This window comes from Pandoraea anhela, from assembly GCF_902459655.1.
GTDB lineage: Bacteria > Pseudomonadota > Gammaproteobacteria > Burkholderiales > Burkholderiaceae > Pandoraea > Pandoraea anhela.
The window spans coordinates 39,112-58,583 of sequence record NZ_CABPSB010000003.1; the positions used below are offsets into that span (position 1 = coordinate 39,112).

Consider the following 19,472-nt stretch of genomic DNA (forward strand, 5'->3'; position numbering starts at 1 on the left):
ACGATCTCACTGAGAGAAAGAGGAGCTTGTAATGAACCTTCGTCCCTTGCATGACCGCGTTATTGTCAAGCGCCTGGACAACGAAACGAAGACCGCATCGGGCATCGTGATCCCGGACGCCGCTGCTGAAAAGCCGGACCAGGGTGAAATCCTGGCCGTCGGCCCGGGCAAGCGTGACGATCAGGGCAAGGCGATCGCACTCGATGTGAAGGTGGGCGACCGCGTTCTGTTCGGCAAGTACGCCGGCCAAAGCGTGAAGGTCGATGGCCAGGAACTGCTGGTCATGCGCGAAGAAGACATCATGGCCGTCGTGGCCCAGTAAGTCTTTCCCCCAAAGACATCTACGTAAAGTATTCAAGGAGTTACTGCAATGGCAGCTAAAGAAGTCGTTTTCGGCGATGCCGCTCGTTCCAAGATGGTCGAGGGCGTCAACATTCTCGCCAACGCCGTCAAGGTGACCCTGGGCCCGAAGGGCCGTAATGTCGTGCTCGAGCGCAGCTTCGGCGGCCCGACCGTGACCAAGGACGGTGTGTCGGTCGCCAAGGAAATCGAACTCAAGGACAAGCTCCAGAACATGGGCGCGCAAATGGTCAAGGAAGTGGCTTCCAAGACCAGCGACAACGCCGGTGACGGCACCACCACCGCTACGGTGCTGGCTCAGTCGATCGTGCGCGAAGGCATGAAGTACGTTGCCTCGGGCATGAACCCGATGGACCTCAAGCGCGGTATCGACAAGGCCGTCGCCGCTGCGATCGAAGAACTGCGCAAGATCAGCAAGCCCTGCACGACCAACAAGGAAATCGCGCAAGTCGGCTCGATCTCGGCCAACAGCGACACCTCGATCGGTGATTACATCGCCAAGGCGATGGACAAGGTCGGCAAGGAAGGCGTGATCACCGTCGAAGACGGCAAGTCGCTGCAAGACGAGCTGGACGTCGTCGAAGGTATGCAATTCGACCGCGGCTACCTCTCGCCGTACTTCATCAACACCCCGGAAAAGCAAGTCGCGATCCTGGAGAACCCGTTCGTCCTGCTGTTCGACAAGAAGGTGTCGAACATCCGTGACCTGCTGCCGGTGCTCGAGCAAGTCGCCAAGGCTGGCCGTCCGCTGCTGATCATCGCCGAAGACGTCGAAGGCGAAGCCCTCGCAACGCTGGTGGTCAACAACATCCGTGGCATCCTGAAGACCTGCGCCGTCAAGGCTCCGGGCTTCGGCGACCGCCGCAAGGCCATGCTGGAAGACATCGCCATCCTGACGGGCGGCCAGGTCATCGCCGAAGAAATCGGTCTGACGCTGGAAAAGGCCACGCTGGCTGAGCTGGGTCAAGCCAAGCGCATCGAGATCGGCAAGGAAAACACCATCATCATCGATGGCGCCGGTGAAGCCTTGAACATCGAAGCACGCGTCAAGCAGATCCGTGCCCAGATCGAAGAAGCCACCAGCGATTACGACCGTGAAAAGCTGCAAGAGCGCGTGGCCAAGCTGGCCGGCGGTGTTGCCGTGATCAAGGTCGGTGCTGCGACCGAAGTCGAAATGAAGGAAAAGAAGGCACGCGTGGAAGACGCGCTGCACGCGACCCGCGCTGCCGTGGAAGAAGGCATTGTCCCGGGCGGCGGCGTTGCGCTGCTCCGTGCGCGTGTTGCCGTGTCGGACATCAAGGGTGCTAACGCCGATCAGGACGCCGGTATCAAGATCGTGCTGCGCGCCATGGAAGAGCCGCTGCGCCAGATCGTCACCAACGGCGGCGAAGAAGCCAGCGTCGTTGTGGCCAACGTGATTGCCGGCAAGGGCAACTACGGCTACAACGCATCGACCGGCGAGTACGGCGATCTGGTGGAAATGGGCGTTGTCGACCCGACCAAGGTCACGCGCACCGCGCTGCAAAACGCCGCTTCGGTGTCGGGCCTGCTCCTGACGACCGACTGCGCCGTTGCCGAACTGCCGAAGGAAGATGCACCGATGGCCGGCGGTATGGGCGACATGGGCGGTATGGGCGGCATGGGCATGGGCATGTAAGTCTCGAAAGAGACAGCATGTGCGGGGCGCCGCGAGGCGCTTCCGAATGCCCGGTCGTCGGGCGTCGGTGCAAGATCCTGGATCTTCGCGCCGTCGCCCGAAGCCAGAACGGCAACACATTCTTCGGAATGCGTTGCCGTTTTTTTATGGGCGCCTGGGCTTGAACGGGGAACCGGCCAGTGGCGTCATGGCTGCGATTTCGTCCTGCATCCAATCCCAGAAGGCGAGGATCGCCGGCTCGCGCGGGTGGTTTTCCCGCCAATTCACGTGATATTCCAGGCTTGGCGGAATACACACGTCGCCAATCTGTACCAACTCACCTGCGGCCAGGGCGTCGCGCACCAGCAAACTGCGTGTCGTGGCAACACCTTGCCCGGCGATGGCGGCGCGCAGCAGCAGTCCGGAATCGTCGAATATCGGTCCGCGCGTGGGCTCATGCGGCGGCAAACCCGCAGCGACCTGCCAGTCGCGCCACGAGCGATGAGCGAAGCGCAGCATCGGCAACTGGTGAATGTCGGCGACCGTAAAGTCCGGGATCTGCGCCACGACATCGGGACGACACACGGCGATCACGAAGTCGTCGAGCAGCTTGCGGGTCACGAATCCCGTCGCTTCCACACGCTGATGCCATATCCCCACGTCGACCGAATACGGATCGGGTGCGGAAATATCCGCATGAATCCGCACGACCAGATCGATGCCCGGATGTCGCTCGCTAAAGCGAGAGAGCCGGGGAATCAGCCACTGGGCCGCGAGATCGGTCATCACACTGATCTCAAGCCGGACGATGGCGGGCGTCGCATCGGGAGTGACGCCCGCCCTGGCCTCGTTCATGGCCTCATCCAGTTCGGACATGCCGATGCGCACCCGCTCGGCCAGACGGGCGCCGACGCTCGTCGGAATCATTCGCGCACCAACGCGGCGAAAGAGGGCCGTGCCCAAGTGCTGCTCCAGTGCGCGCATGTGGTGACTGACGGCACTGTGCGTCAAATTCAATTCTTCCGCAGCGCGCGTAAAGCTCCGATGACGGGCAGCGGCTTCAAGCGCACGCAGGGATTGGAGAGGAGGCAGGTGTTGGAACATGATGTCAAATTCTACTCACAATGCGAGCACAAAGGTTTCGTTGGCCTCGACGCGCGGTTGCGCAGACAATCGGTACCCAAGCCAGTTACTAGGGTTTACTCCATGTCGAAAGCACTCAGAATCTTTGTGCTGTTTGCCTGCGGATACTTCGTCTCTTACGTGTATCGCGGTGTGAACATCGGATTTGCGCCGTTTATGACGCGCGAACTCGGCCTCTCGTCCGCCGACCTCGGTCTGCTCACGAGTCTCTACTTCCTCGGTTTTGCCGGTGCGCAACTGCCCGCCGGCGTGCTGCTCGACAAGTTCGGGCCTCGCCGCGTGGCGTCGCTGGTGCTGCTGCTCGCGGCAGCCGGGGCCGCGCTGTTCGGGCTGGCGCAGGGGGTTGGCGCGCTCATGGTGGGACGTCTGCTGATCGGTGTCGGCGTATCGGTCTGTCTGGGCAGCGCGTTCAAGGCGCTGGCCCAATGGTTTCCGGTGGCGCGTCTGCCGTTGCTCAACGGTCTTGTCATGGCCGTCGGGGGGATGGGCGGTGTGGTCGTCGGCACGCCGCTGAACTGGTTGCTCGGGTTGACGGACTGGCGTGTCGTGTCGTTCGGGCTGGCGGCGCTCACGGTTTTCATGTCGGCGGCGCTCTGGTTCGGCGCGCCGGAGAAGCCCGGCTCGCATGCGCAAGGTGGCTTGTCCGAGGCGTTGCAGGGCGTGCGTCAGGTGCTGGGCAGCGCCATGTTCTGGAAAGTGACATCGCTCTCCGGTATCACGCAGGGCGTGTTCTACGCGATGCAATCGCTGTGGATGGCGCCTTTCATGCGCGACGTCGAAGGGCTGTCCGAAGCGCAGGCCGCATCGCTGGTGTCGGTCGTGGGGCTCGCGATGATGGTCGGTAGCGTAGTGTTCGGCGCGGCGGCCCGTTCGCTCGAACGACGTGGCGTGAGCGTCTTCGCGTTTTCGGGCCTCGGCATGTCGCTGTTCGTCGTGGTGCAGTTGCTGCTCATGCTCGGCGCACCGATTCCGCCGGCCGGGTTGTGGGCCGCCTACGGGATCTTCGGCGGTACAGGCATTCTGTCTTACGCCGTGCTCGCGGAGCACTTCCACGGCACGCTGATCGGGCGTGTGAATACCTCGCTCACGCTCGTTATCTTCTTGCTGATCTTCCTGTGCCAGGTCGGCGTGGGCGCGGTGCTAGGCGCTTATCCGGCGCACGGCGCGCAGGGCCACTTCTCGGCCTGGACAGCACTCATCGTGCTCCAAGTGGTGGGGGCGGTGTGGTACTTCTGGCCGCAGCGTCAGCGCGCTGGCAAGGTGGCGGCGGCGTGATGTGTCGTGGTGCGTCGTGGTGCGTCGTGATGCGTCGTGATGCGTCGTGATGCGTCGCCCGCCGGCGACGCATTGGCAGCAAGGTGCGCCGACCCGGTGCGCTGGCAAGGAGGCTCGCCATGGCGAGCCTCTTTTCGCATGCAACGCGCTTACTTTTCCGCTTCGAGTACGCGCAACCAATCGCTCAGCCCCGATTCGATGCGCGTGAGCGATGCGATCGTGAGTGGCGCAAGCATGCGATGCTCGTTGGCGACGTGCGCTTCCACCGCGCGCTCGATCAGCGTAAAGCCGCTTGCGGTGAGTTCGACGAGCATGCTGCGGGCGTCGTCCGGATTCGCGACGCGGACAATCCAGCCTCGCGCTTCGAGGCGTTGCAAGCGATGCGTCATCGTACCGGACGTCACCATCAGCGTCGAAAACAAGGCGGTCGGCGCGAGCCGGTAAGGCGAGCCGGCGCGTCGTAGTGTCGCGAGCATGTCGAACTCCCAGCCGCTCATGTCGAACTCGGCGAACGTGGCGTCGAGCTGCTGCTGAACGAGCGCGGCGCACCGCTTGAGACGGCCGATCACGCCCATTGGCGAGACATCCAGATCCGGGCGCTCACTGTGCCATTGCGCGAGGATCTTGTCCACGGCGTCTCCATTTGCCGAGGCTTGCGGTGTTGCATCATGGGCTTTGCCCCCCGTTGGCCGGTTCGCCATCCCTTAACTCCAGTTGTCTTGACATCGAGATAAAAGGATACCAAACTGCCATTTATCTTGAATTGAAGATAAATAAACATGACGACGAAAACGCCCTTGCGATTGACGTGGTGGGACGTGCTGCTCACGGCACTGGCGCCCGTGATCTGGGGCTCGACCTATATCGTGACGACGCAGGTGCTGCCCCCCGACCGGCCGTTCACTGCGGCGCTGATTCGCGTGCTGCCTTCCGGGCTACTGCTGCTGTTGTATGCGCGACGTTGGCCCGCGCGAGGTGAGTGGGCGCGATTGGCGGTGCTTTCGGCACTGAACATCGGCGCGTTTCAGGCGCTGTTGTTCGTGGCGGCGTACCGTTTGCCGGGCGGCCTGGCGGCGGTCGTTGGCGCGATTCAACCGTTGCTCGTGATGGGGCTCGCGTGGGGTGTGGAGCAACGGCGTCCGCTCGCGAGCACGGTGTGGGCGGCGCTGGCCGGTGTTGTCGGGATGGGGGTGTTGCTGCTCTCGCCGGGGACGGTCTTCGAACCGGTGGGCATGCTGGCGGCGCTGGCCGGTGCGGCGAGCATGGCGACGGGCACGTACCTGACACGTCGCTGGCGTCTGGGCATGCCGGTGCTCGCGCTGACCGGCTGGCAACTGTGGTTGGGCGGCCTGATGCTCATGCCGATCGCGTTGATGGCAGACCCGCCGTTGCCGTCCCTCACGCTCTGGCAGACGTTGGGCTACGCGTACCTGTCGATGGCGGGGGCGTTGCTGGCCTATGCGTTGTGGTTTCGTGGGATCGCGCGGCTGGCGCCTGTCGCGGTGTCGTCGCTGGGACTGCTCAGTCCGTTGACGGCCGTCGTGCTCGGTTGGGTGCTGTTGGGGCAGGCGATCAAGGGCTCCGCCTTCGTTGGCCTCGCGATGGTGTTCGCGAGTATTTTGGCGGTGCAGTGGACGGCCTCACGGGCCTGAATCGGCGGTGGGGGCGCGGCGTGCGATCCGCCACGATACCCCACCGCTATCCATCGTCGGCAATCGCGCGCTATTCAGAGACGTTGCGCAGACATTGCGCAGACGTTGATTAGACTTTTCGGAGACGATGCCGAGACTATTCGGAGACGACCCAATCGCCCGACTTGCCGCCGTGCTTTTCCAGTACGCGAACGTCGGTCATCGTCATGCCGCGATCGACGGCTTTGCACATGTCGTAAATCGTCAGCAGCCCGACTTGCACTGCGGTGAGGGCTTCCATTTCGACGCCGGTGCGGCCGATGGTCTCCACCTGTGCGCGGCAATGTACGGCGTTCGCGCCGTCGTCCACCAGAAACTCCACCGTCACGCGCGTGAGCGCCAGCGGGTGACACAGCGGGATCAGATCGGCCGTGCGCTTCGCTCCCTGAATCGCCGCGATCCGCGCGATGCCCAGGACGTCGCCCTTCTGGGCGGTGCCCGAACGAATCAGTGCGAGCGTTTCGGGCTTCATCCGAATCGTGCCGCGCGCGACCGCAATGCGATGCGTGCTGTCCTTGCCGCCGACGTCAACCATGTGAGCCTGTCCGGCGGTGTCGAAGTGGGTGAGTTCTGCCATGGGTCGATGCATGAAAAATGCTGGGAAGGTGACGAAAACGGTCTGAGTGCCGTGTGATTGCGTCGGTTGTGAATGTGAATTCGCCGATGTTGTCGACGTCCGGCCAATGGTGCGGAACGTCTGCGTCTGGCTGCTATCATAGCAGCAGCCCCGAATGATTCGCGCCGTGCCGCGCCTACCTCCATGACGCGTTCGTCACATTCGTTTCGCGCCGCAGGCCGCATGTTCTGCATGATGTCTCGCGCTGGCGCAGCAGCGGCATCCTTTGCCTCCCGCGCATGTCTTCGGCTCGGTCGGCTCAGTCGGCTTGGTCGGCTTGGTCGGCCCGGTGGGCTCTGTACGCTTCGTCCCGGTTCCTTTGCATGACCATGATGCCGATGCGCGCTCGCCATCCCCATCCTTCGTTATCTGGAGCATCCTGCCCGACGGGCTCGACCGAGGTCTGCGCTCGCTGGCGCCGCGCGTTCGCGTGGGTCATGTTGCCGGTGATGACGGCGACGACGTTCGCGACCGCCGTGGTGCCGACGCAAGTGGCCGCGCAGGGACTGCCCACGCTCGGACAGAGTTCGGCGGCGGACCTCTCGCCCGCGATGGAGCGCAAGCTCGGCGAGCGCGTGATGCGCGAGATCCGCGCCGATCCCGATTACGTCTCCGATCTGCTGCTCTCCGATTATGTCAATGCGCTGGGCAGCCGGCTCGTCTCCGCCACACGCAAGGTCGGGCTCGACGCCAGCCAGAGCTTCGAGTTCTTCGTCGTGCGCGATCCGGCAATCAACGCGTTTTCGCTGCCCGGCGGGTTCATCGGCATCAACACCGGTCTGATCGTTGCGACCCGTACCGAGTCCGAACTCGCATCGGTCGTCGGACACGAGACGGGGCATGTGCTGCAACACCACATCGCGCGCATGCTCGGCCAGCAGGCCCAGAACTCCTGGCTTGCGCTGGGCGGCATGTTGCTCGGCTTGCTCGCGGGTATCGGTGCGCGAAGCTCGGATCTCGGCCTGGGCATCGCCATGGGCGGGCAGGGCCTGGCCATCGATCGGCAACTCCGGTTTTCGCGCGATGCCGAGCGCGAGGCGGATCGGGTCGGCTTTCAACTGCTACAGGCGGCGGGTTTCGATACGTATGCGATGCCGACGTTTTTCGAGCGTTTGCAGCGTGCTGACGCCATCAACGAAGCCGGTGTGCCCGAATACGTCCGGACTCACCCGCTCACGACAGAGCGCATCGCCGACATGCTCAATCGCTCGCGCAGCGCCGGCTATCGCCAGCCGGAGCAGTCGCCGGAGTACGTTTTCGTGCGTGCGCGCTCCCTCGTTTTGCAGCAGAAGTCGGCGAGCGATTTCGCCGCGATTGCCGAGGCCCAGCGCACGGCCATCCGGACGCAGACCGCGCCCAGCGTCGCCGGGGCGTGGTACGCCGTAGCGCTCGCAGAGTACAAGCAGCGTCGATGGGAACCGGCGCGCGACGCGCTGGAGCGCTCGCGTGCGGCCTTCGGCGGCACCGGGCCGGGCACGCCGAGTCTGGCGGTGCTGGCCTCGGATCTCGCCAGACTGTCGGGCAGGTCCGACGACGCACTGCGCATCGCCACGCAGGCCCGTGCGGCGTTCCCGCTCTCGCAGGCAGCGGACATGGCGTATGCGGACGCGCTGGTCGCGAGCCACCGTATTCCCGACGCGACGAAGTTCCTGCAAGCGCAGGTGGAGCGCTATCGCAGCGAGCCGGTCTGGTGGCGGGCGCTGGCCGGCGCCTGGGCGGCAGGCGGCAAGCGCGCGCGGCAGCATGAGGCGCTCGCGGAACAGTACGCGCTGCAAGGTCAGTGGATGGCCGCCGTCAGTCAGTTGAAGCTCGCGCGGGACGCCGGGGATGCCGACTTCTACGAGCTGTCGACCATCGACGCCAAACTGCACGAGTTTCAGCGTCGATACCGGGAAGACAAGGAAGACGAGAAGGACTTCAACAAGCAGTTCGGGTAGTCCGGCGGGTTGGGTCCATGGCGCATCGATGGTGCATCGACGGTGCATCGACCGGTGCATCGACCGGTGCCGAGCGCCCGATGCCCATCCCATGGGACTTCGCTACCCGCGTGTTTGTCCCGATCGGTTCGTCGACGTCTCCGGGGCTTGCGGGTCGCGCTCGAAGCCGTAGGTCTGCGGCAAGGTGCCCGCATGGACCGTGGCGAAGGCAAGCGAGTCGCCGTTGCGCCAGTGCAGACGCACGGCGGCCTTCGCATCGGCTGTATCGTCGGAGGTTTCGGCGACTTCATAGGCCTGCGTCAGATCCGATACCTGCGTGAGCAGATCGATGTCGTGATCGTGCAGCAGCGCCAGCGTGGTCACGGCCGGGGCATTGGCGGCATCAGCGTTGTCACGGGGCGTTTTGCTCGCACCGGTGCTTGCCTCGCGCGTTTTGCCGCCTCTGCCGCCTCTGCTATTTCCGCTATTTCCGCTATTTCCGCGATCGCCCGAGATTCCCGCAAACGCGACGCTGCCGTCCTCATCGAGCAGGCAGGCCTGCGGCACGAAGACCTTCCCCAACTGGTCTGTCAACACAGGCGCGCCGTGGCCGTCGTTGGCGGTGGCGTTCCACGTCAATCGCACGACCAAAGGGGCGTACGCCAGCGAGACGTACACCCGCTGCGGCCCGTTCTGGAAGTACCAGCGCCCGGCTTCGTCGCTCGCGTAATTGCGGGCGATGAACGCAATCAGGGCGTCGTGACGAATCGGATCCCCCGCCGTGCCTTCGGCTTGCACCTGCTCGTCGCGCATGCGCCACTGCCCGCGCCGATCCAGTGCGAGCCAGCCGTAGCAATGCGGCACATTGGGCCATTTGGCCATGGCCTGACGAACGATTTCATCCATTCGGAATCCTTAATGTATGGTGAGCCGGCGTACGCCGTACGCCGTACGGCTTGCGGCGCCGTCGCGCCGGTCGCAGGAGTTGCAGTCGTCACGCGGCGTTCGGCAGAAATTGACGGAAATAGTCGACGACGGTGCGCGGCATCCACGTGAGGCCTCCCGGAAATGGCCCGCTCATGAAGCCCACATGTCCGCCGTGCGCCGGTTGCAGCAGTTGGACGAAGCGTCCGACATCGTCTTCGCCGGGCAGCGCGCTGGCGGGCTGGAACGGGTCGTTGTGTGCGTTGATGACGAGCGTGGGCACTTCGATGGCGGGCAGAATCGGTTTGCTGGACGCCCGTGTGTAGTAGTCGAACGCGCTGTGAAAGCCGTGCAGCGGCGCTGTCACCACGTGGTCGAACTCGCCGAGATCGCGCGCCGCCATCATCAGGTCGCGGTCGTAGAGGCCCGGGTACTGATCGAGCTTCGCCAGCGCCTTTTTCTTGAGCGTGCCCAGAAAATTGCGCGTGTACACCATGTTGAAGCCGTGCGAGAGCGCGAGTCCGCCCGCGCGCAGGTCGAGCGGCGCGGAGATCGCGCACGCGGCGCTCACCACTCGCGACGCGTGCGCCTCGCGCTCGCCGAGCCAGCGCAGCAGCACGTTACCGCCCAGCGATACGCCTGCGGCGAAGATCGGGCCCGAGATGTGCGCACGCAGACGTTGCAGCATCCAGTCGATCTCGGTGCTGTCGCCCGAGTGATAGAAGCGCGGCGCGCGATTCATGCGTCCGCTGCAACTGCGAAAGTGCGGAATTACGCCGCGCCAGCCCTGCGCTTCGACTTCGCGCATCAGGGTGCGGGCGTAGTGACTGCCCGAGCCGCCTTCCAGTCCGTGAAACAGCACGACGAGCGGCGTCTGGACCAGGCCGTCAGGTGCGGGCGGGGGCTTCTGCGAGGCGGGCGGGGCGACCAGCCAGTCGACATCCACGAAATCGCCGTCGGGCGTATCCCACGTCTCCCGACGGAATGCCACCGACGGGCGGCGGCCCATCAGGGCAGGATAGATCGTCTGGCTGTGCCCGTCGGGCAGCCACCGGGGCGGCCGGTAATCCTGGGGGAGAAAGACTGCCGGGCGCGCTGTCATCGGGACGCCGGCGCGCTCAGTGCAGCCCGTCCGGACGCGCGTGCATCATCAGGCTGAATTGCTCGACGGCATGCGGGGGGAGCGGGCTGGAATGGATGTGGGCGAAGCGCCAGTCGCCCTGCTCATGCACCAGCACGTAGGTCGTGTGGATGAGCTGGGCGGTGTTTTGCTTGGCGTCCTCGGCGCCGACGCGCATCGCTTCGGTCGCCGTGTGCACGACCGTGCCGACGGTGTCGTACTCGGTCGTGTCCAGCGAGTCGATCAGCACGACGCTTTGCGCGAACTGAGCGACGAGACCGCTGCGGATCTGCTCGAGTCCGTCCCAGCGGGTGCCGTCGGCGCGAATATAGCTGACGAAATCCTCGTTCGCCCAGAGCGCCATCGCGCGATCCGTCTGACCCCGGCGCAGCGCGTCATAAAAGGCCGTGATGGTTTCACTGGCGGCATCGAACAGACGGACAAAACGTGGCATGAGGATTTACCGTTGAGTGTTACCGGGATCGAACTGATGCAGCTTCAGACGTCTCGTGTTTCGCAAAATGGGGGCGGCTCAGCGCTGCGTGAGCAGGATGTTGCGCAGGTTCGCGAACACGTGCTCGGGCATCAGCTCATTCAGGCAGCGCGTGTGACCCAGCGGGCATTCGCGGGCAAAACACGGGCTGCATTCCAATTGTAGCCACAGGATGTGCGCCTGATCGGACAACGGCGGCGTGTGGCGCGGATCCGACGAACCGAACAGGGCGATCTGCGGCCGGCGCAGCGCGGCGGTTACGTGCATCAGCCCGGAGTCGTTGCTCACGACGGCGTTGGCGCGCGCGAGCAGGGCGCAGGCTTCCGCCAGCGACGTCTGCCCGCAAAGATTGCGGACGAAGGGCGCGTCGGCGGCGATTTGCTGGGCCAGCGCGCCGTCCTTGCCCGAGCCGAGCGCGACGATCTGCGCATACGGGAACGAGCGACGCACCAACTGCGCCAGCTGGGCGAAGTGTCCCGGCGGCCAGCGCTTGGCCGGCCCGAACTCGGCGCCCGGGCAAAACACCACGAGCGGCACGCGCAGATCGAGCCCGAAGCGGGCGAACACGCGCGCCGATTCGTTCAGATCGGCTTCGATGCGCGGCGTGGGCAGCGTCTCGGGCAATTTGGCGCCCGGCGCGAACGCGAGCGCGGCGTAGTGCCGCACCATCGGCGGGCGCTCGTCCTTGCGCGGATTGGCGTGGCGCACGTTGAGCAGGCCGTAGCGCTGCTCGCCCTTGTAGCCGATGCGCAGCGGAATGCGCGCCAGCCACGGAATCAGCGACGACTTCAGGGAATTCGGCAGCACGTAGGCGGCGTCATACCCTTCGTCGGCGAGCACGCTCGCGAGCCGGTAGCGCTCGAGCGGCTGCAATTTGCCGTGCGCGAGGTCGGTGGCGACGACGCGCGAAATCTCCGGCATGCGTTCGAGCACCGGGGCGACCCAGCCGGGCGCGATCGCGTCGATGGTCAGGCGCGGATGCAGACGCTTGAGCAGGGTAAACAACGGCTGCGCCATCAGCGCGTCCCCAATCCAGTTGGGGGCGATCACCAAGGCTTTATGCATCGTGGCGGAGACTCTGTACGTTAAGCGTGGCGATGAAACGGACCGACTTGCGGGCGGCGCCGGGCAGCAACGGGGTGCTGCGCGCCGCCGGGCGGGTCCGGGTCACGAGAGTGGCAGCGATCAGTGACCCTTGATCACGGTGCCGGGCTTCAGGCGATAGCGCGTGCCGCAGTAGGCGCAGGCCGCTTCGCCGTGGCTCACGTCGATGAACACGCGCGGATGGCTGCTCCAGAATTGCATCTTCGGATTCGGGCAGTGGACCGGCAGATCTTCGGCGCCGACTTCGACGACCGGCATTTGTTTGACTTCGCTCATGGGGTTCGGACCGTGATGGGTATTCGCAGGTATTCGCTGGTATTCGCGGATATTCGCTGATTCGGTAACTTCCGATGGCTTCGCGAGCAACCGCCCGCTTACCAAAAGTCGCTATTGTAAAGCAGCAGCAGCCCTTTGCGGATGGCCCGCACCTCGCGCGCCCCGGTGTCGCCTCGTGTCACGGGTCCGCGTGGTACGTACGCGACACCCCTCGCGTTGCATCAGAAAAAACAGGTCGAAGTACGGTTTTCAGTGACTAAGTAATCATTTACCGTGGCTATAATGGCCTGTCGTCCGCCGCCAATGATGAACATATTCACGAGACACTCCGGCAACCCTGGCGGGCGCCATGGCCGCTTGCGGCCATCTTGGGCGTGCCGGGCGCCGTCGGGACCGCTTCGCCCCGCAATACCAGACACCGCGTCGTTCGTCACGGCGCTCGCCCCCCAAGCTGACCATGCCAATGCTTCGCTTGCCAGCCGCCGAACGTGAAGGGTTCGCGGCGGGTTTTCGCATTATCTCGCCGTTATTGCCCGCTATCTTCTCGTGGGGGCTCGTCACCGGCGTCGCCATGAGCAAGTCGGTGCTCACCGTGCCGCAGGCCGTCGGCATGAGCCTGATGCTCTACGCCGGTTCGGCGCAGTTGGCGTCGCTGCCGCTTTTCGCCGCCGGCATGCCGTTGTGGACGATTCTGCTCACGGTCGGCATCGTCAATCTGCGTTTCGTGATTTTCAGCGCCGGGCTGCAACCGCATTTTTCCTATCTGTCGTTGCCGCGACGCATCGCGCTCGGGTACATGAACGGCGATCTCGGGTTCGTGATGTTCATGAACCAGAATTTCGCGAACGGTTATGTGCCGGGTAAAGAGGGCACGTATTACGGCATCACGCTCAGCAACTGGGCGGTGTGGCACGTGTCGTCGATGCTCGGTATCGCGCTGGGCGCGCTCGTGCCCGATAGCTGGGGGCTCGGATTCGCGGGCACGCTCGCCCTCATTCCCATGATGGTTCACACGATCAACAGCCGCTCGACGATGCTGGCGGTGGCGCTCGCGTCGCTCATCGGCGTGCTGGCGTTCGATCTGCCTTACCGCCTCAATCTCGTGCTGGGGGTGATCGGGGCGCTCGCTGCCGGCATGGTGTGCGACGAACTGGCCGCGCGTCACGCGAAGCGGCTGGCGCTGGCGAACCCGGTGAAAGTGCCGATTCCGGCGACGCCGCCGGCTGCGGCCGCTGCGGTCGAGACGCTCGAAACGCGCGAAACGCTCGAAACGCTCGAAACGCTCGAAACGCTCGAAACGCTCGAAACGCTCGAAACGCTCGAAACGCTCGAAACGCGCGAGGACGGTGCGCAAGCGGTGGAGGCGTCGCCCGAGGCGCGTCGCAGTGCGGGAGAGCGTCGTCGATGAGCACCTTCGAAATCTGGTTCGCCTTCGTCGCGATGACGGCAATTACGATCGTCACGCGGACGTTCTTTCTGCTCGGCGGGGAGCGCGTGGCACTACCGCAGCGATTGCAACGCGCGCTGCGCTACGCTCCGGCGGCGGCGCTGGCCGTGATCGTCGTGCCCGAAGTGGTCCTGCTCGATCATCAGTTCGCCGTGCATCTGGGCAATCACAAGCTGGCCGCGGCCGTGGCGGCGACGGGCTGGTTCATCTGGCGCCGCAACATGATCGAGATGATCGTGATCGGCATGGTCGTCTACACGCTCGGACGGCTGTTCCTGTAGGCGGAACCTTCGACCGCAAAAATGGGCGTCCGGTGGGTCGGATCAGTTAAAATGCATGTTTTTCCCACCATTTATTCCGGATTCTCATGGCTTCCGTCGTACGTCTTTCCGATTTGATCGCTCAGGGCCGCCTCGCGGGCAAACGTGTCTTCATCCGCGCCGATTTGAACGTGCCGCAGGACGATAACGGCCGCATCACGGAAGACACGCGGATCCGCGCCTCGGTGCCGGCCATTCAGATGTCGCTCGACGCCGGCGCTGCCGTGATGGTCACGTCCCATCTGGGCCGTCCGACCGAAGGCGAATTCAAGCCCGCCGACTCGCTCGCCCCCGTGGCGCAACGCCTGTCGGAACTGCTCGGCCGTGAAGTGAAGCTGGTGGCCGATTGGGTCGACGGCGGTTTCGACGTGGCGCCGGGCGCGGTCGTGCTGCTGGAGAACTGCCGCGTCAACAAGGGCGAGAAGAAGGACAACGACGAACTGGCGCAGAAGATGGCCAGGCTGTGCGACGTCTATGTGAACGACGCGTTCGGCACCGCCCACCGCGCCGAAGCCACCACCCACGGCATCGCCAAGTACGCGGGCGTCGCCTGCGCCGGCCCGCTGCTCGCCGCCGAACTCGAAGCGCTGGGCAAGGCACTGAACGCGCCGGCGCGTCCGCTCGTGGCCATCGTGGCCGGTTCCAAGGTTTCCACCAAACTCACCATCCTCAAGACCCTCGCCGACAAGGTCGATCAACTGATCGTGGGTGGCGGTATCGCCAACACGTTCATGCTGGCGGCCGGCCTGCCGATCGGCAAGTCGCTCGCCGAAGCCGATCTGGTCGGCGAAGCGAAGGCGATCATCGACGCCATGGCTGCGCGCGGCGCATCGGTGCCGATTCCGACGGACGTCGTGTGCGCCAAGGAATTCAGCGCCACTGCCGAAGCGACCGTGAAGGCCGCTGCCGATGTGGCCGCCGACGACATGATCCTCGACATCGGCCCGCAAACCGCCGCCAAACTGGCCGAACAACTGGGCAGCGCCGGCACGATCGTGTGGAACGGTCCGGTGGGCGTGTTCGAATTCGACCAGTTCGGTCACGGCACGGAAACCCTGGCGCGCGCCATTGCGGCGGCCAAGGGCTTCTCGATTGCCGGCGGTGGCGACACGCTCGCGGCCATTGCCAAATACGGTATCGCCGATCAGGTCAGCTATATCTCGACCGGTGGCGGCGCTTTCCTGGAATTCCTGGAAGGCAAGACGCTGCCGGCCGTCGACGTGCTGCAACAACGCGCCGCACAGTCGAACTGATCGCGCGGATTGCGGGAAGGCAGGTGGGGCGGGGCTCGCGGGCCGGTTGGACGGTCCCGGAGACGTTGGCAGACGGCGGTTTCGATCGCCTTATTGCGAACGTTTGGGATCGAATCAAACGATTTCGTACGGACAATACGAACTTTTTGGTTAACCTGCGGCGGCCTAATTGCGTTACAAACCTCTAAGCGCCGGTAATGTCGAAAGCGCTGCTACCAAAAGAGGATGAAGAGATGGATGTAATGAACCGCTCCACCAAGATCGTCGCCACCATCGGTCCGGCATCGAGCACGCCGGAAGTGCTTTCGCGCATGATCGCCGCAGGCGTCGACGTCGTTCGCCTGAACTTCTCGCACGGCAAGGCGCAAGACCACATCGAGCGTGCCGACATGGTGCGCGCGGCTGCCCGGGCGGCAGGCCGCGAAGTGGCCATCATGGCCGACTTGCAGGGCCCCAAGATCCGCGTCGGCAAGTTCGAGAACGGCAAGACCACGCTCGAAGCCGGCGCCAGGTTCATTCTGGATGCCGAATGCGAACTCGGTAACGACGAGCGCGTCGGGCTGGATTACAAGGAACTGCCGCGCGACGTGCGCACCGGCGACGTGCTGCTGCTCAACGACGGGCTGATCGTGCTGATCGTCGACCGGGTGCTCGGCAGCGAGATCCACACGACCGTGAAGGTTGGCGGCGACCTGTCGAACAACAAGGGCATCAACCGCCAGGGCGGCGGACTCACGGCGCCGGCGCTGACCGCGAAGGACATGGAAGACATCAAGACCGCGATGGCGCTGGGCGCCGATTACGTCGCGGTCTCGTTTCCGAAGAACGCCACCGACATGGAAATGGCGCGACGTCTGGCGAACGTGGCGGGTGAGCCTTACGGCATCAAGCCGCTGATGATCGCCAAGATCGAGCGTGCGGAAGCGATCCCGGCGCTCGAAGAGATTCTGGCGGCGTCGGACTGCATCATGGTCGCGCGTGGCGATCTGGCCATCGAAGTCGGCAACGCTGCGGTCCCGGCGCTTCAGAAGCGCATGATCAAGCTCGCGCGCGAGATGAACAAGACGACCATCACGGCCACCCAGATGATGGAGTCGATGATCCACAATCCGGTGCCGACCCGCGCCGAAGTGTCGGACGTCGCCAACGCCGTGCTCGACGGGACCGACGCGGTGATGCTTTCGGCCGAGAGCGCCGCAGGCAAGTATCCGGTCGAGACGATCGAGACGATGGCGGCGATTTGCGTCGAGGCCGAGCGCTCGGAGACGGTGGAACTCGATCGCGATTGGCTGGACCAAACTTTTACGCGCATTGACCAAACGATTGCCGCCGGCGCCCTGTTTACCGCGTATCATCTTGGCGCGAAAGCCATCGTGGCGCTGACCGAGTCGGGCGCGACCGCGTTGTGGCTGTCCCGTCACAAGATCCATGTGCCGATTTTTGCGCTGACCTCGCAGCTCGGCAGTCACCGCAAGATGGCGCTGTATCGCAATGTCTACGCCATGCGCGCAGACGCCACGCAGGACCGCGATCAGGCGCTCAAGCAGGCAGAGCAACTGCTGCTTTCGAGCGGCGTCGTCAAGCGCGGCGACACGATCGTGCTGACGGTGGGTGAGCCGATGGGACAACCCGGCGGTACCAATACGTTGAAGATCGTCCAGGTGGGCCACGCATGACGATGCAGGCCGCGCGAGTGCGGCGGGGTGACAGTGCGTTGCACACGCCGCGCCGCCCGCGAGCCGTCGTCATGAGGGGCACCTCTGGATCGAGGAAAGATTTGCTTAGTTTTTGATTCCAAGGAGAACATCATGCCCCTAGTCTCTATGCGACAGCTGCTCGACCACGCCGCCGAAAACGGCTATGGTCTGCCGGCCTTCAACGTCAACAATCTGGAGCAGGTTTCCGCGATCATGGCCGCTGCCGACGAAGTCGGTGCGCCGGTCATCATGCAGGCATCCGCCGGTGCGCGTAAGTACGCCGGCGAAGCGTTCCTGCGTCACCTGATCTCGGCCGCCGTGGAAGCCTACCCGCATATCCCGGTGGTGATGCACCAGGATCACGGCCAATCGCCGGCCGTGTGTATGGCCGCTATCAAGAGCGGTTTCTCGAGCGTGATGATGGACGGCTCGCTCGAAGCCGACGGCAAGTCGGTCGCCAGCTACGAGTACAACGTCGAAGTGTCGAAGAAGGTCGTCGAGTTCTCGCACTACATCGGCGTGACGGTGGAAGCCGAGCTGGGCGTGCTGGGGTCGCTCGAAACGATGAAGGGCGACAAGGAAGACGGTCACGGCGCCGACGGCACGATGACCCGTGAGCAACTGCTGACCGATCCGGATCAGGCTGCCGACTTCGTGCAGCAGACGCAATGCGACGCGCTGGCCATCGCCATCGGCACCTCGCACGGCGCCTACAAGTTCAGCCGCAAGCCGACGGGCGACATTCTCGCCATCGACCGCATCAAGGAAATCCACCGCCGCATTCCGAACACGCACCTGGTGATGCACGGTTCGTCGTCGGTGCCGCAGGAACTGCTCGCTGAGATCCGTGAGTTCGGTGGCGACATGAAGGAAACCTACGGCGTGCCGGTCGAAGAAATCGTCGAAGGCATCAAGCACGGCGTGCGCAAGATCAACATCGATACCGACATCCGTCTGGCCATGACCGGCGCGATCCGTCGCTATCTGTTCGAAAACCCGAGCAAGTTCGACCCGCGCGACTACCTGAAGCCGGCGCGCGAAGCCGCCAAGCAGGTTTGCAAGGCGCGCTATCTGTCGTTCGGTTGCGAAGGTCAGGCCGGCAAGATCAAGACCGTGTCGCTCGAGAAGATGGCCGAGAAGTACAAGAGCGGCGACCTCGCGCAGATCGTGAAGTAATCAGGCGGCACGCGTCGTGCGGAACATGCCCTGCATGCACCGCATGATTCGTTGCCTGACCTGCGCGGCGTGACGCCCGCGGCATTGCCGCAGGCCATACACCGTCGCTCAGGTCGCAGGCCCGGCTTTCGCCAGCACGCGCTGGAACAGAAGCCGGGCCTTTTCTTTTGGCAGTTGCAACTGGAACTTGCCGCCCAGTTCCGAGCGGATCGTGGCGGTGAGCATCTCCACGCCGTCGACGATCAGCGTCATCGGCTCGTTCAGATGCTGGCGTGAGAAATCGCGCATGCGTGTGGTCGCACTGTCGCGCAGACGCATCGTGACGACAACCTCGCTGTCCGGCGACGCATTGGCCGTCTGTGCCGGAAACTGCAAACCCAACTGTTCGATATCGCGGGCCGCATAAAGGGCGAAGCGCGGGATGTCGTTGTCGGTTTCCGGTGTCGCGATGGCGATCAGGCGGGGCGTCGCGACGCGTTCGTCGGTGTCGGGCGACGTGCCGGACGCGCTGCCGCCCGAGGCGATGCTCGGTGCGGCTGCCTGAGACCGCGGTTTCCCGGACGGCGAGGGCGCCGCGGAGGCCGGCGACGCCGAGGGCATGGACGCCATCGCGTGAGGTGCGGTCGTCCGAGCCCACAATGGGCCGCTGCCCGGACCGATAGCGGCGGCAAGGGCGACGAGGGCAACGCTCGCGATGTGAGCGCCATGCCGCAGCGCGCGGTGCGGGGTGGCCGGTTCGTTGGCCGGGGCTGTCGTCCCGGCGCGCGGGCGCGGGACGTTACGTGGAGTCGATGCGAGCGTCACGGCAGCCCCCTTTCGCGCGTCGGCGGGTGAACATTTCCATTCTAGGCAACATCCTTGCGCGCACGAAGCACGGCGACATGCCGGTCGGCGCTCGGCGCCGCAACGCCGTGGCCGTTGCCTCGGCACGAAACCACAGGTGGGCGGCCGATCCCGGAAGTCTGGCGGCACGGGGCGTGGCAGTCTCCGTGCCTCCCGCCAACCCGCCCAACCTGGGCCATCCG

At 64.6% G+C, this 19,472-nt stretch carries 18 protein-coding genes and 1 pseudogene; 10 read left to right on the top strand and 9 right to left on the bottom strand.

The genetic code is table 11. The features are described 5' to 3' along the window. The first annotated feature begins 31 nt into the window (after window positions 1-31). Window positions 32-322 carry a co-chaperone GroES gene (groES, locus tag PAN31108_RS05555; protein WP_150667911.1) on the top strand — a complete coding sequence of 97 codons (291 nt, stop codon included), beginning with the start codon at window positions 32-34 and terminating at the stop codon, window positions 320-322. A 48-nt stretch (window positions 323-370) separates the two neighbouring features. After that, window positions 371-2,017 carry a chaperonin GroEL gene (gene groL, locus PAN31108_RS05560; RefSeq protein WP_150667912.1) on the top strand — a complete coding sequence of 549 codons (1,647 nt, stop codon included), beginning with the start codon at window positions 371-373 and terminating at the stop codon, window positions 2,015-2,017. Between the two features lie 144 nt (window positions 2,018-2,161). Here the strand turns inward: groL and PAN31108_RS05565 are convergent, their stop codons facing one another. Further along, the gene (locus tag PAN31108_RS05565; protein WP_150667913.1) at window positions 2,162-3,100 is read right to left on the bottom strand and encodes a LysR substrate-binding domain-containing protein; all 939 of its coding nucleotides are present in this window, start codon (window positions 3,098-3,100) and stop codon (window positions 2,162-2,164) included. A gap of 102 nt (window positions 3,101-3,202) precedes the next feature. On the opposite strand from PAN31108_RS05565, the gene PAN31108_RS05570 reads away from it, so the two are divergent. After that, window positions 3,203-4,414: an MFS transporter gene (locus tag PAN31108_RS05570; RefSeq protein ID WP_150667914.1), complete on the top strand. Its 1,212-nt coding sequence runs from the start codon at window positions 3,203-3,205 to the stop codon at window positions 4,412-4,414. 149 nt (window positions 4,415-4,563) lie between these two features. Here PAN31108_RS05570 and PAN31108_RS05575 read toward each other — a convergent pair whose 3' ends face one another. Further along, a complete protein-coding gene (locus PAN31108_RS05575; RefSeq protein WP_246183799.1) occupies window positions 4,564-5,046 on the bottom strand; it encodes a MarR family winged helix-turn-helix transcriptional regulator in 483 nt (160 codons plus the stop codon). Between the two features lie 147 nt (window positions 5,047-5,193). Between PAN31108_RS05575 and PAN31108_RS05580 the strand changes: the two genes are divergently transcribed. After that, window positions 5,194-6,066 carry an EamA family transporter gene (locus PAN31108_RS05580; protein WP_174994867.1) on the top strand — a complete coding sequence of 291 codons (873 nt, stop codon included), beginning with the start codon at window positions 5,194-5,196 and terminating at the stop codon, window positions 6,064-6,066. Between the two features lie 136 nt (window positions 6,067-6,202). Here the strand turns inward: PAN31108_RS05580 and moaC are convergent, their stop codons facing one another. Then, window positions 6,203-6,682 (bottom strand): cyclic pyranopterin monophosphate synthase MoaC, encoded by a 480-nt coding sequence (moaC, locus tag PAN31108_RS05585; protein ID WP_150667916.1) that lies wholly within the window; start codon window positions 6,680-6,682, stop codon window positions 6,203-6,205. Between the two features lie 476 nt (window positions 6,683-7,158). Here moaC and PAN31108_RS05590 point away from each other — a divergent pair, with 476 nt between their 5' ends. Continuing rightward, window positions 7,159-8,658, top strand: coding sequence for a M48 family metalloprotease (locus PAN31108_RS05590; protein ID WP_150667917.1), 1,500 nt, complete (start codon window positions 7,159-7,161; stop codon window positions 8,656-8,658). A gap of 102 nt (window positions 8,659-8,760) precedes the next feature. Here the strand turns inward: PAN31108_RS05590 and PAN31108_RS27145 are convergent, their stop codons facing one another. From PAN31108_RS27145 to PAN31108_RS05615, 5 genes are all read right to left on the bottom strand, one after another. After that, window positions 8,761-9,543 carry a DUF2946 family protein gene (locus PAN31108_RS27145; RefSeq protein ID WP_150667918.1) on the bottom strand — a complete coding sequence of 261 codons (783 nt, stop codon included), beginning with the start codon at window positions 9,541-9,543 and terminating at the stop codon, window positions 8,761-8,763. Between the two features lie 88 nt (window positions 9,544-9,631). Next, on the bottom strand, window positions 9,632-10,663 hold the full coding sequence (locus PAN31108_RS05600) for a YheT family hydrolase (protein ID WP_150667919.1): 1,032 nt from the start codon (window positions 10,661-10,663) through the stop codon (window positions 9,632-9,634). 16 nt (window positions 10,664-10,679) lie between these two features. Beyond that, window positions 10,680-11,135 carry a nuclear transport factor 2 family protein gene (locus PAN31108_RS05605; RefSeq protein ID WP_150667920.1) on the bottom strand — a complete coding sequence of 152 codons (456 nt, stop codon included), beginning with the start codon at window positions 11,133-11,135 and terminating at the stop codon, window positions 10,680-10,682. Window positions 11,136-11,213: 78 nt separating this feature from the next. After that, a complete protein-coding gene (gene waaF / locus PAN31108_RS05610) occupies window positions 11,214-12,239 on the bottom strand; it encodes a lipopolysaccharide heptosyltransferase II (RefSeq protein WP_150667921.1) in 1,026 nt (341 codons plus the stop codon). A 120-nt stretch (window positions 12,240-12,359) separates the two neighbouring features. Next, window positions 12,360-12,554 carry a zinc-finger domain-containing protein gene (locus PAN31108_RS05615; protein WP_039396595.1) on the bottom strand — a complete coding sequence of 65 codons (195 nt, stop codon included), beginning with the start codon at window positions 12,552-12,554 and terminating at the stop codon, window positions 12,360-12,362. 463 nt (window positions 12,555-13,017) lie between these two features. On the opposite strand from PAN31108_RS05615, the pseudogene PAN31108_RS05620 reads away from it, so the two are divergent. From PAN31108_RS05620 to fba, 5 genes and pseudogenes are all read left to right on the top strand, one after another. Beyond that, window positions 13,018-13,746 (top strand): annotated as a pseudogene (locus tag PAN31108_RS05620) (AzlC family ABC transporter permease); the annotation flags it as partial. 212 nt (window positions 13,747-13,958) lie between these two features. Further along, the gene (locus PAN31108_RS05625; protein ID WP_150667922.1) at window positions 13,959-14,282 is read left to right on the top strand and encodes an AzlD domain-containing protein; all 324 of its coding nucleotides are present in this window, start codon (window positions 13,959-13,961) and stop codon (window positions 14,280-14,282) included. An 86-nt stretch (window positions 14,283-14,368) separates the two neighbouring features. After that, complete coding sequence (locus PAN31108_RS05630) at window positions 14,369-15,574, top strand: phosphoglycerate kinase (protein ID WP_150667923.1); 1,206 nt, start codon at window positions 14,369-14,371, stop codon at window positions 15,572-15,574. 242 nt (window positions 15,575-15,816) lie between these two features. After that, the gene (pyk, locus tag PAN31108_RS05635) at window positions 15,817-17,250 is read left to right on the top strand and encodes a pyruvate kinase (RefSeq protein ID WP_150667924.1); all 1,434 of its coding nucleotides are present in this window, start codon (window positions 15,817-15,819) and stop codon (window positions 17,248-17,250) included. Window positions 17,251-17,382: 132 nt separating this feature from the next. Continuing rightward, window positions 17,383-18,447 (top strand): class II fructose-bisphosphate aldolase, encoded by a 1,065-nt coding sequence (fba, locus tag PAN31108_RS05640; protein ID WP_042112359.1) that lies wholly within the window; start codon window positions 17,383-17,385, stop codon window positions 18,445-18,447. A 108-nt stretch (window positions 18,448-18,555) separates the two neighbouring features. Here fba and PAN31108_RS05645 read toward each other — a convergent pair whose 3' ends face one another. Further along, the gene (locus PAN31108_RS05645) at window positions 18,556-19,251 is read right to left on the bottom strand and encodes a SecDF P1 head subdomain-containing protein (RefSeq protein ID WP_150667925.1); all 696 of its coding nucleotides are present in this window, start codon (window positions 19,249-19,251) and stop codon (window positions 18,556-18,558) included. Window positions 19,252-19,472 lie beyond the last annotated feature (221 nt).

Excerpts from the sequence above, each read along its gene's own strand:
- PAN31108_RS05625 (WP_150667922.1), top strand. The coding sequence starts at position 13,959 with ATGAGCACCTTCGAAATCTGGTTCGCCTTCGTCGCGATGACGGCAATT.
- PAN31108_RS05570 (WP_150667914.1), top strand. The coding sequence starts at position 3,203 with ATGTCGAAAGCACTCAGAATCTTTGTGCTGTTTGCCTGCGGATACTTC.
- PAN31108_RS05565 (WP_150667913.1), bottom strand. The coding sequence starts at position 3,100 with ATGTTCCAACACCTGCCTCCTCTCCAATCCCTGCGTGCGCTTGAAGCC.
- PAN31108_RS05630 (WP_150667923.1), top strand. The coding sequence starts at position 14,369 with ATGGCTTCCGTCGTACGTCTTTCCGATTTGATCGCTCAGGGCCGCCTC.
- PAN31108_RS05580 (WP_174994867.1), top strand. The coding sequence starts at position 5,194 with ATGACGACGAAAACGCCCTTGCGATTGACGTGGTGGGACGTGCTGCTC.
- PAN31108_RS05590 (WP_150667917.1), top strand. The coding sequence starts at position 7,159 with ATGTTGCCGGTGATGACGGCGACGACGTTCGCGACCGCCGTGGTGCCG.
- moaC (WP_150667916.1), bottom strand. The coding sequence starts at position 6,682 with ATGGCAGAACTCACCCACTTCGACACCGCCGGACAGGCTCACATGGTT.
- waaF (WP_150667921.1), bottom strand. The coding sequence starts at position 12,239 with ATGCATAAAGCCTTGGTGATCGCCCCCAACTGGATTGGGGACGCGCTG.
- PAN31108_RS05600 (WP_150667919.1), bottom strand. The coding sequence starts at position 10,663 with ATGACAGCGCGCCCGGCAGTCTTTCTCCCCCAGGATTACCGGCCGCCC.
- pyk (WP_150667924.1), top strand. The coding sequence starts at position 15,817 with ATGAACCGCTCCACCAAGATCGTCGCCACCATCGGTCCGGCATCGAGC.
- PAN31108_RS27145 (WP_150667918.1), bottom strand. The coding sequence starts at position 9,543 with ATGGATGAAATCGTTCGTCAGGCCATGGCCAAATGGCCCAATGTGCCG.
- groES (WP_150667911.1), top strand. The coding sequence starts at position 32 with ATGAACCTTCGTCCCTTGCATGACCGCGTTATTGTCAAGCGCCTGGAC.
- PAN31108_RS05605 (WP_150667920.1), bottom strand. The coding sequence starts at position 11,135 with ATGCCACGTTTTGTCCGTCTGTTCGATGCCGCCAGTGAAACCATCACG.
- fba (WP_042112359.1), top strand. The coding sequence starts at position 17,383 with ATGCCCCTAGTCTCTATGCGACAGCTGCTCGACCACGCCGCCGAAAAC.
- PAN31108_RS05615 (WP_039396595.1), bottom strand. The coding sequence starts at position 12,554 with ATGAGCGAAGTCAAACAAATGCCGGTCGTCGAAGTCGGCGCCGAAGAT.
- groL (WP_150667912.1), top strand. The coding sequence starts at position 371 with ATGGCAGCTAAAGAAGTCGTTTTCGGCGATGCCGCTCGTTCCAAGATG.